This is a genomic window from Streptomyces sp. NPDC090045, from assembly GCF_044747975.1.
Lineage (GTDB): Bacteria > Actinomycetota > Actinomycetes > Streptomycetales > Streptomycetaceae > Streptomyces.
On sequence record NZ_JBIVFA010000002.1, the window covers coordinates 279,606 to 292,173 of the forward strand.

At 69.0% G+C, this 12,568-nt stretch carries 11 protein-coding genes; 9 read left to right on the forward strand and 2 right to left on the reverse strand.

From position 1 onward, the window contains the following. Positions 1-30: 30 nt before the first annotated feature. Together fusA and tuf are read left to right on the forward strand one after the other, a co-directional pair. Positions 31-2,163 (forward strand): elongation factor G, encoded by a 2,133-nt coding sequence (gene fusA, locus ACIPYQ_RS06235; RefSeq protein WP_266603891.1) that lies wholly within the window; start codon positions 31-33, stop codon positions 2,161-2,163. A 148-nt stretch (positions 2,164-2,311) separates the two neighbouring features. Beyond that, positions 2,312-3,505: an elongation factor Tu gene (gene tuf, locus ACIPYQ_RS06240; protein WP_150518320.1), complete on the forward strand. Its 1,194-nt coding sequence runs from the start codon at positions 2,312-2,314 to the stop codon at positions 3,503-3,505. Between the two features lie 192 nt (positions 3,506-3,697). Here the strand turns inward: tuf and rfbC are convergent, their stop codons facing one another. Together rfbC and rfbA are read right to left on the reverse strand one after the other, a co-directional pair. Beyond that, complete coding sequence (gene rfbC, locus ACIPYQ_RS06245; protein ID WP_361753610.1) at positions 3,698-4,297, reverse strand: dTDP-4-dehydrorhamnose 3,5-epimerase; 600 nt, start codon at positions 4,295-4,297, stop codon at positions 3,698-3,700. After that, entirely contained in the window at positions 4,294-5,169 is an 876-nt protein-coding gene (rfbA, locus tag ACIPYQ_RS06250; protein ID WP_319725466.1) for a glucose-1-phosphate thymidylyltransferase RfbA, read from the reverse strand. Before rfbA ends, rfbC begins: the two co-directional genes overlap by 4 nt. Before the next feature lie 81 nt (positions 5,170-5,250). Here rfbA and rfbB point away from each other — a divergent pair, with 81 nt between their 5' ends. From rfbB to ACIPYQ_RS06285, 7 genes are all read left to right on the forward strand, one after another. Continuing rightward, positions 5,251-6,228: a dTDP-glucose 4,6-dehydratase gene (gene rfbB / locus ACIPYQ_RS06255; RefSeq protein WP_361753608.1), complete on the forward strand. Its 978-nt coding sequence runs from the start codon at positions 5,251-5,253 to the stop codon at positions 6,226-6,228. Then, positions 6,225-7,145 carry a dTDP-4-dehydrorhamnose reductase gene (gene rfbD / locus ACIPYQ_RS06260; RefSeq protein WP_361753606.1) on the forward strand — a complete coding sequence of 307 codons (921 nt, stop codon included), beginning with the start codon at positions 6,225-6,227 and terminating at the stop codon, positions 7,143-7,145. The genes rfbB and rfbD overlap by 4 nt, the downstream gene beginning before the upstream one ends. Further along, positions 7,142-8,476 (forward strand): hypothetical protein, encoded by a 1,335-nt coding sequence (locus ACIPYQ_RS06265; protein ID WP_401246699.1) that lies wholly within the window; start codon positions 7,142-7,144, stop codon positions 8,474-8,476. Before rfbD ends, ACIPYQ_RS06265 begins: the two co-directional genes overlap by 4 nt. Before the next feature lie 68 nt (positions 8,477-8,544). Continuing rightward, a complete protein-coding gene (locus ACIPYQ_RS06270) occupies positions 8,545-9,234 on the forward strand; it encodes a glycosyltransferase family 2 protein (protein ID WP_319725460.1) in 690 nt (229 codons plus the stop codon). Continuing rightward, on the forward strand, positions 9,231-9,677 hold the full coding sequence (locus ACIPYQ_RS06275) for a DUF2304 domain-containing protein (protein ID WP_401246702.1): 447 nt from the start codon (positions 9,231-9,233) through the stop codon (positions 9,675-9,677). Before ACIPYQ_RS06270 ends, ACIPYQ_RS06275 begins: the two co-directional genes overlap by 4 nt. A 5-nt stretch (positions 9,678-9,682) precedes the next feature. After that, entirely contained in the window at positions 9,683-10,582 is a 900-nt protein-coding gene (locus ACIPYQ_RS06280) for a glycosyltransferase (RefSeq protein ID WP_401246705.1), read from the forward strand. A 31-nt stretch (positions 10,583-10,613) separates the two neighbouring features. Then, a complete protein-coding gene (locus tag ACIPYQ_RS06285; RefSeq protein ID WP_401246708.1) occupies positions 10,614-12,461 on the forward strand; it encodes a hypothetical protein in 1,848 nt (615 codons plus the stop codon). Positions 12,462-12,568: the final 107 nt, after the last annotated feature.

Genomic DNA, 12,568 nt, shown 5'->3' on the forward strand with positions numbered 1-12,568 from the left:
ACATCGAGACCGAGAGAAGACTGAGCCAGTATGGCTACCACTTCGCTTGACCTGGCCAAGGTGCGCAACATCGGCATCATGGCTCACATCGACGCGGGCAAGACGACCACCACCGAGCGCATCCTGTTCTACACCGGTGTGTCTTACAAGATCGGTGAAGTCCACGACGGCGCTGCCACGATGGACTGGATGGAGCAGGAGCAGGAGCGCGGCATCACGATCACGTCCGCCGCGACGACCTGCCACTGGCCGCTCGAGGACGTCGACCACACCATCAACATCATCGACACCCCGGGTCACGTTGACTTCACGGTCGAGGTGGAGCGTTCGCTCCGCGTCCTCGACGGTGCCGTCACCGTGTTCGACGGTGTCGCCGGTGTGGAGCCGCAGTCCGAGACTGTGTGGCGTCAGGCGGACCGCTACGGCGTTCCGCGCATCTGCTTCGTCAACAAGCTCGACCGTACCGGTGCCGAGTTCCACCGCTGTGTCGACATGATCAAGGACCGCCTCGGTGCGGTTCCGATCGTCATGCAGCTCCCCATCGGTGCCGAGGCCGACTTCCAGGGTGTCGTCGACCTCGTCACGATGAAGGCGTTCGTCTGGTCCGCCGAGGCGACCAAGGGCGAGATGTACGACATCGTCGACATCCCGGCCACGCACACCGAGGCTGCTGAAGAGTGGCGCGGCAAGCTGGTCGAGACCGTCGCCGAGAACGACGACGAGATCATGGAGCTGTTCCTCGAGGGCACCGAGCCCTCCGTCGAGCAGCTGCACGCCGCCGTCCGCCGCATCATCATCGGCTCCGGCAAGGGCAAGGGCCAGGCCACGATCACCGCGGTGTTCTGTGGCACGGCGTTCAAGAACAAGGGCGTTCAGCCCCTGCTCGACGCCGTCGTCCGCTACCTGCCGTCGCCGCTGGACATCGAGGCCATCGAGGGCCACGACGTCCGCGACGCCGACACGGTCGTGAAGCGCAAGCCGTCCGACGAGGAGCCCCTCGCCGCGCTCGCGTTCAAGATCATGAGCGACCCGCACCTCGGCAAGCTCACCTTCGTCCGGGTTTACTCGGGCCGCCTGGAGGCCGGCACTGCGGTGCTGAACTCCGTCAAGGGCAAGAAGGAGCGCATCGGCAAGATCTACCGCATGCACGCCAACAAGCGTGAAGAGATCGACGCGGTGGGCGCCGGTGACATCGTCGCCGTCATGGGCCTGAAGCAGACCACCACCGGTGAGACGCTGTGTGACGACAAGAACCCGGTCATCCTGGAGTCCATGGACTTCCCGGCGCCGGTCATTCAGGTCGCCATCGAGCCCAAGTCCAAGGGTGACCAGGAGAAGCTGGGTGTCGCCATCCAGCGTCTCGCGGAGGAGGACCCCTCCTTCCACGTTCACTCGGACGAGGAGACGGGCCAGACCATCCTCGGCGGTATGGGCGAGCTGCACCTCGAGGTGCTGGTCGACCGTATGAAGCGCGAGTTCAAGGTCGAGGCCAACGTCGGCAAGCCGCAGGTCGCGTACCGCGAGACGATCCGCAAGGCCGTCGAGCGTCACGACTACACGCACAAGAAGCAGACCGGTGGTACCGGTCAGTTCGCCAAGGTGCAGATCGCGATCGAGCCCATCACCGAGACCGACGGTCCGGCGTACGAGTTCGTGAACAAGGTCACCGGCGGCCGCGTGCCGAAGGAGTACATCCCTTCGGTCGACGCCGGTGCGCAGGAGGCCATGCAGTTCGGCATCCTGGCCGGCTACGAGATGACGGGCGTCCGCGTCACGCTTCTCGACGGTGGCTACCACGAGGTCGACTCCTCCGAGCTCGCGTTCAAGATCGCCGGTTCGCAGGCCTTCAAGGAGGCCGCGCGCAAGGCTTCTCCCGTGCTCCTCGAGCCGATGATGGCCGTTGAGGTCACCACGCCCGAGGACTACATGGGCGATGTCATCGGTGACATCAACTCCCGTCGTGGCCAGATCCAGTCCATGGACGAGCGTCACGGTGCACGCGTCGTGAAGGGCCTCGTGCCCCTCTCGGAGATGTTCGGCTACGTCGGAGACCTCCGCAGCAAGACCTCGGGTCGCGCCAGCTACTCGATGCAGTTCGACTCCTACGCCGAGGTTCCCCGGAACGTCGCTGAGGAGATCATCGCGAAGGCCAAGGGCGAGTAACTCTTCCGAGTACACGCTTTAGGCTTGTCACCGGAGCCTCTGGGGCAACAGGAATTAACTTCCGTTGCCCCGGAGGGACCGGCTTTCCAGCAAAGATCACCTGGCGCCGATGAGTAAGGCGTACAGAACCACTCTCCAGGAGGACCCCGTGGCGAAGGCGAAGTTCGAGCGGACTAAGCCGCACGTCAACATCGGCACCATCGGTCACATTGACCACGGTAAGACGACCCTCACGGCCGCCATTACCAAGGTGCTGCACGACGCGTACCCGGACCTGAACGAGGCCTCGGCCTTCGACCAGATCGACAAGGCTCCTGAGGAGCGCCAGCGCGGTATCACCATCTCGATCGCGCACGTCGAGTACCAGACCGAGGCGCGTCACTACGCCCACGTCGACTGCCCGGGTCACGCCGACTACATCAAGAACATGATCACCGGTGCCGCGCAGATGGACGGCGCGATCCTCGTGGTCGCCGCCACCGACGGCCCGATGCCGCAGACCAAGGAGCACGTGCTCCTGGCCCGCCAGGTCGGCGTCCCCTACATCGTCGTCGCCCTGAACAAGGCCGACATGGTGGACGACGAGGAGATCCTGGAGCTCGTCGAGCTCGAGGTCCGCGAGCTCCTCTCCGAGTACGAGTTCCCGGGCGACGACCTGCCGGTCGTCCGCGTCTCCGCGCTGAAGGCGCTCGAGGGCGACAAGGAGTGGGGCGAGAAGCTCCTCGGCCTCATGGCTGCCGTCGACGAGGCCATCCCGACCCCGCCGCGTGACACCGAGAAGCCGTTCCTCATGCCCGTCGAGGACGTCTTCACGATCACCGGTCGCGGTACCGTCGTCACCGGCCGTATCGAGCGTGGTGTCCTGAAGGTCAACGAGACCGTCGACATCATCGGTATCAAGGAGACCAAGACCACCACCACGGTCACCGGTATCGAGATGTTCCGCAAGCTCCTCGACGAGGGCCAGGCCGGTGAGAACGTCGGTCTGCTCCTCCGTGGCATCAAGCGCGAGGACGTCGAGCGCGGCCAGGTCATCATCAAGCCCGGTTCGGTCACCCCGCACACCGAGTTCGAGGCCCAGGCCTACATCCTGTCGAAGGACGAGGGTGGCCGTCACACCCCGTTCTTCAACAACTACCGTCCGCAGTTCTACTTCCGTACCACGGACGTCACGGGTGTCGTCACCCTGCCGGCCGGCACGGAGATGGTCATGCCGGGCGACAACACCGAGATGACGGTCGCGCTGATCCAGCCGGTCGCCATGGAGGAGGGCCTCAAGTTCGCCATCCGTGAGGGTGGTCGTACCGTGGGCGCCGGCCAGGTCACCAAGATCACGAAGTAATTCGTGCTCTGACCTGGTAGCCCGTTGAACCGGGCACCAAGTTGCACTGAAGGGCCCCGGCCCATCGCCTCGGCGGTGGGACGGGGCCCTTCGGCGTTGCGGACTCGGACTCGGGCGCGAGAGCGGGCACGGGTACGAGAGAGGGCCGCACCCCCGTCCGGGGATGCGGCCCTCTCTCGTACGTGCGGCGGGTCAGTTCACGCGCAGGGACTCGGTGAACTCCAGGCAGGCGGCGTGGTCGGGCAGCAGCCCGGTCTCGATCGCCTCGGCCAGCGACGGGGCGGCCTCGTCGCGGGCGGACAGCAGCGGGACGTCCGCCGGCCACTCGATGCCCAGGTCGGGGTCGAGGGGGTGGACCGAGTGCTCGCCGGTCGGGTTGTACGTCTCCGAGCAGAGGTACGAAAGCGTCGCGTCGTCGCTCAGCGCGCAGAAGCCGTGGCCCAGGCCCTCGGGGATGTACACCGCGCGGCGGTCCACGTCGTCGAGGCGGACGCCTTCCCACTTGCCGAAGGTGGGGGAGCCGACCCGCAGGTCGACGATGACGTCGAGCACGGCGCCGCGGACGCAGGTCACGTACTTGGCCTGGCCGCGCGGCACGTCGGCGAAGTGGATGCCGCGGACCACGCCCGCGGAGGAGACCGAGAGGTTCGCCTGCGCCAGGTTCAGCGGGTGACCGACGACCTCGGCCAGCCGGTCGAAGCGGTACCACTCGGTGAACAGGCCGCGCGGGTCGCCGTGCAGCTGCGGGGTGACCTCGAAGGCACCCGCGATGGAGAGTTCGCGGAACTTCATCGGGCGTCCTCCTCGTCGAGCAGCGTCAGCAGGTAGTTGCCGTAGCCGCTCTTGGTGAGGGGCTCGGCGAGCGCGCGCAGCTGGGCCGAGTCGATCAGGCCGGCCCGCCAGGCCGCCTCCTCGATGCAGCCGATCTTGAAGCCCTGGCGCTCCTCGATCACGCGGACGAACTCGGAGGCCTGGACCATCGATACGAAGGTGCCGGTGTCCAGCCATGCGGTACCGCGGTCGAGGATGGTGACGTTCAGCTCGCCGGCCTGGAGGTACGCGTCGTTGACGGCGGTGATCTCCAGCTCGCCGCGGGCGCTGGGCTTCAGGCCGCGGGCGATCTCGACGACCTGGTTGTCGTAGAAGTACAGACCCGGCACCGCGTAGCGGGACTTGGGCTTCTCGGGCTTCTCCTCGATGGAGATGGCCTGGCCGTTCTCGTCGAACTCGACGACGCCGTACGCGGTGGGGTCGGCCACCGGGTACGCGAACACGCGGCCGCCCTTGGCGCCGGTGTGCTGGGCGAGGCGGGTGCCGAGGCCACTGCCGTGGAAGATGTTGTCGCCGAGGATCAGCGCGACGGACTCGTCACCGATGAAGTCGGCGCCGAGGACGAAGGCCTGGGCGATGCCCTCCGGGCGCTCCTGGACGGCGTACTCCAGCCGCAGGCCGAACTGCGAACCGTCGCCGAGCAGTCGCTCGAACTGGTCGCGGTCCTCCGGGGTGGTGATGATCAGGATTTCGCTGATCCCCGCCATCACCAGGGTGGAGAGGGGGTAGTAGATCATCGGCTTGTCGAAGACGGGCAGCAGCTGCTTCGAGACTGCCCGGGTCAACGGCCAGAGTCGCGATCCGGTGCCACCGGCCAAAAGGATTCCACGCATGGGTGAACCCTATGCGAGAGCGCACGGGGGAGCCGAGCCAAGGGAATGTGACGTTCGGCAGGCCGCTAGACTCTTCGTATTATGCGCATCCTCGTGACCGGCGGCGCCGGCTTCATCGGTTCAGAATTCGTCCGCCAGCAGCTCGGTGCAGATGCCACGGCGCAGATCACTGTCTTCGACAAGCTGACCTACTCGGGCGTCGAGGCCAACCTCGCTCCGGTCGCGGACCACCCCGGCTACACCTTCGTCAAGGGCGACATCTGCGACGCCGAGGCCGTCGACCAGGTCATGCCCGGCCACGACGTCGTCGTGCACTTCGCCGCCGAGTCCCACGTGGACCGCTCGATCGCCGGCGCGGGCCCGTTCGTGATGACCAACGTCGTGGGCACCCAGGTCCTCCTCGACTCCGCCCGCAAGCACGGCGTCGGCCGCTTCGTCCACATCTCCACCGACGAGGTCTACGGCTCGATCAGCGAGGGCTCCTGGACGGAGGAGTGGCCGCTGGTGCCCAACTCCCCGTACTCCGCCTCCAAGGCGTCGTCCGACCTGCTGGCGCTGGCCTACCACCGCACCCACGGCATGGACGTGGTGGTCACCCGCTGCTCCAACAACTACGGGCACTACCAGTTCCCGGAGAAGGTCATCCCGCTGTTCGTCTCGAACCTGATGGACGGCAAGAAGGTCCCGCTGTACGGCAACGGCGGCAACGTCCGCGACTGGCTGCACGTCTCCGACCACTGCCGCGGCATCGACCTGGCCATGCGCAAGGGCCGCGCCGGCGAGGTCTACAACATCGGCGGCGGCACCGAGCTCACCAACAAGGAGCTCACCGGCGTCCTGCTGGAGGCCGCCGGCCTCGGCTGGGAGATGGTCGAGCAGGTCGAGGACCGCAAGGGCCACGACCTCCGCTACTCCATCGACATCAGCAAGATCGGCGCCGAGCTGGGCTACGCCCCGCAGGTCACCTTCGAGGACGGCATCAAGGCCACCATCGAGTGGTACCGCGAGAACCGCGCCTGGTGGGAGCCGCTGAAGGCGAAGGCGGCCCTGCAGAAGTGAGCACCGACCCGCGAGCCGGGCGCTGGCTCGTCACCGGCGCCGCCGGGATGCTCGGCCAGGACGTCCTGGCCGTCCTGAAGCGCGCCCGGATCGAGGCCGTGGGCCTGCGCCGTGCCGACCTCGACATCACCGACCCGGCTGCCGTCCGGGCCGCCGTCGAGGGCTTCACCGTGGTCGTGAACTGCGCCGCGTGGACCGACGTGGACGGTGCCGAGACCGCCGAGGAAGCCGCCACCGCCGTCAACGGCACCGGTGTGCGCGTCCTCGCCGAGGCCTGCGCCGCCGCCCACGTGCGCCTGCTCCACGTCTCCACCGACTACGTGCTGCCCGGCGACGCCTCGGAGCCGTACCGCGAGGACACCGCCACCGGGCCCGTGAACGCGTACGGCCGCTCCAAGCTGGTCGGCGAGCAGGCCGTGGCCGAACTGCTGCCGCAGGACGGCTACGTGGTCCGCACCGCCTGGCTGTACGGCGAGCACGGCCCCAACTTCGTCGCCACGATGCTGAAGCTGGCCGCCCAGCGGGACACCCTCGACGTCGTCGACGACCAGCACGGCCAGCCCACCTGGTCCTACGCGCTGGCCCGCCACCTCGTCGAGCTCGGCCGGGCCGCGCTCAAGGGCCATGCCATGGGCGGGATCTACCACGGCACCGCGAGCGGCCGGACCACCTGGATGGGGCTCGCCCGCGAGACCTACCGGCTGAGCGGGCTCGACCCCGAGCGGATCCGGCCGACGACCTCCGAGGCGTTCGTCCGCCCCGCCGTCCGCCCCGCCTTCAGCGTGCTCGCGCACGACCGCTGGGACGAGGCCGGAATGGCCCCGCTCGCCGACTGGCGCGAACAGCTGGCCGAGGCGCTCGCCACCCCCGCCTTCACGGCACTGGCCGGAGCGGCCCGGGACGGCCGGGCGGGATGAAGACCCTCCTGACCAAGTTGAGCGCGGCGCTGCCGCCGGGCACCGTCGCGGTGGCCGGCGGCACCGTCGTGCTCGGCGCGGCCTCGTACGTCCACCTGGGCGTGGCCGGCTACAGCCTGACCACGGACGCCCAGGCGAACGTGTCCGTGCTGTGGACGATCGTGATGTCCATCGGCATCGGCGTCTTCTTCCCCATCGAGCAGGAACTCACCCGGATCGTCTCCGCGCGCGTGGTCCTCGGTCAGGGCGCCGCCCCGGTGCTGCGCCGCGCGACCCTGCTCACCGCGGGGATCCTCGGCGCGACCCTGCTCGTCCTCGGCCTCGGCGCCCAGCCCATCGCCGATCTGCTCTTCCACGGGGACCGCGCCCTGGTCGCCGCGCTCGGCGGGGCCTTCACCGGCATGGCCGCCTGCTACCTCACCCGCGGGGTGCTCGCCGGCCTCGGCCGCTTCGGCGCGTACGGGGCCCAGCTCGCCGTCGACGGCGGCCTGCGGATCGCGCTCGCCTTCGGCTGCGCACTGTCCGGGCTGCACTCGGCGCTGGCCTTCAGCCTCATCCTCGCCGTCGCGCCCCTCGTCGCGACGCTGGTCACGCTGCCCGCGCTGCTGCGCGCGGTCGGGCCCGGCGAGCCCCTCGCCTGGCGGGACCTGTGCAACGGTCTCGGCCTGCTGGTCTGCGCGACCCTGCTGTCCCAACTGGTCGTCAACGCGGCCGTGATGAGCACCAAGCTGCTGGCCCCGTCCGACAGCGCGCTGATCGCGGCGCTGCTCAGCGCCCTGGTCCTGGCGCGGGTACCGCTCTTCGTCTTCGGTTCGCTCCAGGCCTCGCTGCTCAGCGGCCTCACCGCCGCCTTCACGGCCGGCGACCGGGTGGCCTTCTGGGCGATGCTGCGCCGGATCGGCACGGTCGTCGGAGCGCTCGGCCTGCTCGGCGGGGTGCCCGCCACGGTCCTCGGCCCCTGGCTCATCGAGGTGCTCTTCCACATCGAGGACCCGGTGCTGGACCGCCTCGACTTCTTCCTGCTGTCCGCCGGCACCGTCGCGTACATGTTCGCGATGGTTCTCGGACAGGCGCTCATGGTATTCAAGCGGCACAACCTGCAGCTGCTCTGCTGGGCCGTCGGCACCGCGGTGCTGGTGGGCATCACCCTGGTCCCCGGCGACGTGGCCGTGCGCGTGATCCTCGCCTACGCCCTCGGCTCCACCGCCACCGTCCTCGCTATGCTGGCAGCCCTCAGGCTGAGCTTCCCCGGAGCCGCGGCCGCAGCCGGTGAAGCACCCCGGCAGATGGCCGACGCAGGCCCCCCGGGCGTGGGCGCGGCCGGGAAATGACCATGCCTCCCCACGACGTCACACCGATCACCGAGCACTCGTATGTGCCACATTCCGCTGGAGCTACCGTGTCCCAATACGACGATGTCTGGCTGGTCATACCGGCCTATAACGAGGGCCAGGTGATCGCCGACGTGGTCGAGGGGGCCCGCAAGACGTTCCCCAACATCGTCGTCGTCGACGACGGCAGCACCGACGACTCGGCCAAGCACATAGCGACGACCGGCGCCCACCTGGTGCGGCACCCGGTCAACCTCGGCCAGGGCGCGGCCCTGCAGACCGGTCTCACCTACGCGCTCGCCCAGCCCGGCGCCCGCTACTTCGCCACCTTCGACGCCGACGGTCAGCACCAGACCAAGGACGTCGAGACGATGGTCGCGGTGCTCCGCCGCGACGAGGCCGACGTCGTGCTCGGCTCCCGCTTCATCGAGCAGAACGGCCAAGTGCCGTGGATCAAGCAGGTCGTGCTGCGCACGGCCGCCGCCGTCAGCCCGACCGCGCGCAAGCTCAAACTCACCGACGCGCACAACGGCCTGCGCGTGCTGGGCCGTGAGGCCGCCGAGCAGCTGAACATCACCATGAACGGCATGGCCCACGCGTCCGAGCTCGTCGGTTTCCTCGCCGGCTCCACGCTGCGCGTCACCGAGGTACCGGTGGACATCCTCTACACCGACTACTCACGCGCCAAGGGTCAGTCCCTGATCAACGGCGTCAACATCCTTTTTGACATTTCGCTGCGGGAGCGTGGGCGTCGATGAAGTACTTCTGGATCCAGCTGCTGCTGATCGTCGGCTCGGTGTCGATGGCCCTGATGTTCATCCGGACCTGGGGCCAGGCGAAGAACCGGGCGTGGAAGCGCATCGCGTTCTCGGCGTTCGTCGTCGTCAACGTGTACGCGGTGCTCCGCCCGACCGACGTCACCTGGCTCGCCCAGCAGCTGGGCGTCGGCCGTGGCACCGACCTGGTGCTGTACGTGATGGTCCTCGCGATGGGCTTCCTCACGCTCAACACCTTCCTGCGCTTCCGCTCGCTGGAGAAGAAGATCACCGACCTCGCCCGGACGGTGGCCATCAACGAGGGCGTCCGGCACAACGACGAGCGCCTGGGTGCGGACGCCGTCGTGGCGCAGGCCGCCGCCCCGGACTCCGCCGCCGGTGCCGAGGCCGAGGCCGGCGCCGACTCCGACTCCGTGAAGGCCTGAAGTCCATGGTGACCTTCGACTTCATGCTCCCCTACTACGGGGACGTGCAGCTGATGCAGGACGCCGTCCGCAGCGTCCTGGCGCAGACGGACCGGGACTTCCGCCTCGTCGTGATCGACGACGGCAAGGAGCCCGAGGTACCCGGCTGGTTCGCGCAGCTCGGTGACGACCGGGTCCACTACACGCGCAACGAGCAGAACCTCGGCATCACCAAGAACTTCCAGAAGTGCGTGCGGCTGTCCGAGGCCGACTACGTCGTCATCATGGGCTGCGACGACCTGCTGCACCCGCACTACCTGGAGACCGTGCGCGGGATCGTCGGGGCCCACCCGGGCATCGGCATGGTCCAGCCCGGCGTCGAGGTCATCGACGGCGACGGCCAGGTGACGGCGGGCCTCGCGGACAACACCAAGAAGCGGCTGTACGCACCGCAGGTGAAGGGCCGCCGGCTGATGGCCGGTGAGGAGCTGGCCGCCAGCGTGCTGCGCGGCAACTGGCTCTACTTCCCGTCGATCGCCTGGCGCGGCGAGGCGCTGCGCAAGGTGAACTTCCGCGACGACTACTCGGTGATCCAGGACCTCGCGCTCGTCGTCGACCTGCTCGAAGACGGCGAGGAGATGGTCATCGACAACTCCACGACCGTGTTCCAGTACCGCCGCCACGCAGTCAGCGAGTCCTCGGTGCAGGCCTTCTCCGGCACCCGCTTCGCCGAGGCCGAGCGGTACTTCTCGGCGGTCGCCGCGCGCATGGACTCCCGCGGCTGGCCGAAGGCGGCCCGCGCGGCGCGCTTCCACAGCGCCTCCCGTCTGCACGCGCTGACGATGCTCCCCGGAGCCCTGCGCCGCGGGCACAAGGAGGGCGCTCGTACGCTGGCGAAGCACGCCTTCACCTCCGGCCAGAACTGAGCCGACTCCGCCCACCACGAAACGGACTGAGATGACACACCTGGCCACCGAGGAGGTCGGTGAGGCCGGCGCTCCGGCGCAGCGGCCTGCCGAACCGGCGCAAGACAAGGGCCACTTGTCCCCCTCCCGGGGCGAGGCGTGGCTGTCGCGGCGGTGGGTCCTGGCCCTGGCCGAGGTCGTCGTCAGCCTGGTGGCAGCCCTCGGGTTCACGCTGCTGAGCACGCACATCAGCGTGAACCCGCTCGTCCGCATCGGTCAGGTCAGCGGTCTCGCCAAGCTCCAGATGTACGCGGCCGTACTCGGCCTGCCGCTGCTCGCGATCCTGCTCTTCACCGCCTACCGCGGCAGCCTGCACCGCCACCAGCTGGCGAAGCGCCTGGTGTGCGCGGCCCTGGCCGGTCTCGCCACCGGTGTGGTGGCGGGCGGCGTCGTCGTCGCGCTGCGCGGTACGCCCTGGGGCCTCGGCGGCCAGGAGGGCGACCCGAGCGCCCTGATCGCCATGGCCAACTCGTTCCTGCACGGCGAGGGTCCGTCGGGCATCTACCCGCCGCTCTTCCCCGGCCTGATGGCCGTCTGGGCGAAGTACCGCTACGGCGGCGTCCCCGGCGGGCCCGGGTTCGCCCTCAAGGACTTCCAGATCTTCTTCACCGCCATCGCGGGCCCGATGACGTACCTGGCCTGGCGGCTGCTGCTCCGGCCGTTCTGGGCGCTGCTGATCGCCGTGCCCTCGGCCATCCTCTTCATGGACCCGATCCGTCCGTACAGCCACGCCAGCATGCTCGTCCTGCTGCCGCTGCTCGGCTACACCCTGCGCGAGATGCGCCGCGCCGGTGACCGGCCACTGCGCGCGACGCTGCTGCGCGGCGCGGTCCTCGGCCTCGTCTTCGGCGTGGTCTTCCTCTGGTACTCCGGCTGGTACGTCTGGGCCGCACCCGGCGTGTTCCTGCTGGCGCTGTGCGTCTTCCCGTGGCGCGCCGGCAAGGCCGTGGTCAAGCGGACCGCCGCGTTCGTCGGTGTCACCCTGCTGACGGCCGGCGTCGTGGGCGCCCCGCTGATCTATCAGATGGCCCGGCTCGGTTCCCAGACCCCGGACCGCTACGCGTTCCTGGCCGTGTACGTCGACCCGGCGTACGTACTGGGCTGGGTGTCGGACCGCTCCGGGAAGCTGGAGTACCAGACCTGGCCGGTGGCCGGCGAGATGGCCGGGCAGAGCGGCTTCGCCCTGCTGCTGCTGTTCGCCGTGGGCCTGGGCGTCGGCCTGGGCCTGCGCAACATCATGGTCCTCACCGCTGCCGCCACGCTGGCGGGCGCCTGGCTGGCGCGCTTCTGGTTCGCCTCGCACATGGCCCACGACAAGGCCGTGCAGCTCTTCCCGCGCACCACCTGGATCATCATGTACTGCCTGATGATCCTGGCCGTCCTCGGCATGATGGCCGTGGTCAACCGGGGCTCGGGCTGGGCCGAGCGCACCCTGCGGCCGAGCGGCGCGGCCCCGGCCGCGCGCGTCGTGCCCCGGCGGGTCGTCGCGCAGCTCGCGACCGGCATGGTGTGCGCGATCGCGCTGTTCGCCACGATGGGCGCGTCCTGGTCGGTCAACCGGTACATGCCGCAGTCCGACAACATGACGATGGGCATCGACGCCTGGCGGGCCCACACCGTCAAGAAGGCGGACGGCACCTGCCCGCGCTTCGCGCCGGACAAGAAGAAGTGCGCGGACATCGTCACGAACGACTGGAAGCAGAACGCCGACGACGGCGAGATCTGGTGCGGCGGCATCGGCCCGCTGAACTGGAAGGCCGTCTGCGGGCGCAAGGCGCCGGCGTCGGAGCTGAAGAAGGAAGAGCAGGAGCAGAAGGAACGGGAGAAGGCGAACAAGTAGCCTCCGTCCCGTCCAGGACCCCCGGTCCGCGGTTCTCCGCGGACCGGGGGTCCTCGCGCATCCGCACCCGTGTGCGCCGGAGCCAGACCCCCATGATCGGCCCGGTA

What these genes read in the sequence shown, in the direction of transcription:
- ACIPYQ_RS06280 (WP_401246705.1), top strand. Translation starts at nt 9,683, where the DNA reads ATGGTGACCTTCGACTTCATGCTCCCCTACTACGGGGACGTGCAGCTG.
- ACIPYQ_RS06285 (WP_401246708.1), top strand. Translation starts at nt 10,614, where the DNA reads ATGACACACCTGGCCACCGAGGAGGTCGGTGAGGCCGGCGCTCCGGCG.
- ACIPYQ_RS06275 (WP_401246702.1), top strand. Translation starts at nt 9,231, where the DNA reads ATGAAGTACTTCTGGATCCAGCTGCTGCTGATCGTCGGCTCGGTGTCG.
- rfbC (WP_361753610.1), bottom strand. Translation starts at nt 4,297, where the DNA reads ATGAAGTTCCGCGAACTCTCCATCGCGGGTGCCTTCGAGGTCACCCCG.
- rfbB (WP_361753608.1), top strand. Translation starts at nt 5,251, where the DNA reads ATGCGCATCCTCGTGACCGGCGGCGCCGGCTTCATCGGTTCAGAATTC.
- ACIPYQ_RS06265 (WP_401246699.1), top strand. Translation starts at nt 7,142, where the DNA reads ATGAAGACCCTCCTGACCAAGTTGAGCGCGGCGCTGCCGCCGGGCACC.
- rfbA (WP_319725466.1), bottom strand. Translation starts at nt 5,169, where the DNA reads ATGCGTGGAATCCTTTTGGCCGGTGGCACCGGATCGCGACTCTGGCCG.
- fusA (WP_266603891.1), top strand. Translation starts at nt 31, where the DNA reads ATGGCTACCACTTCGCTTGACCTGGCCAAGGTGCGCAACATCGGCATC.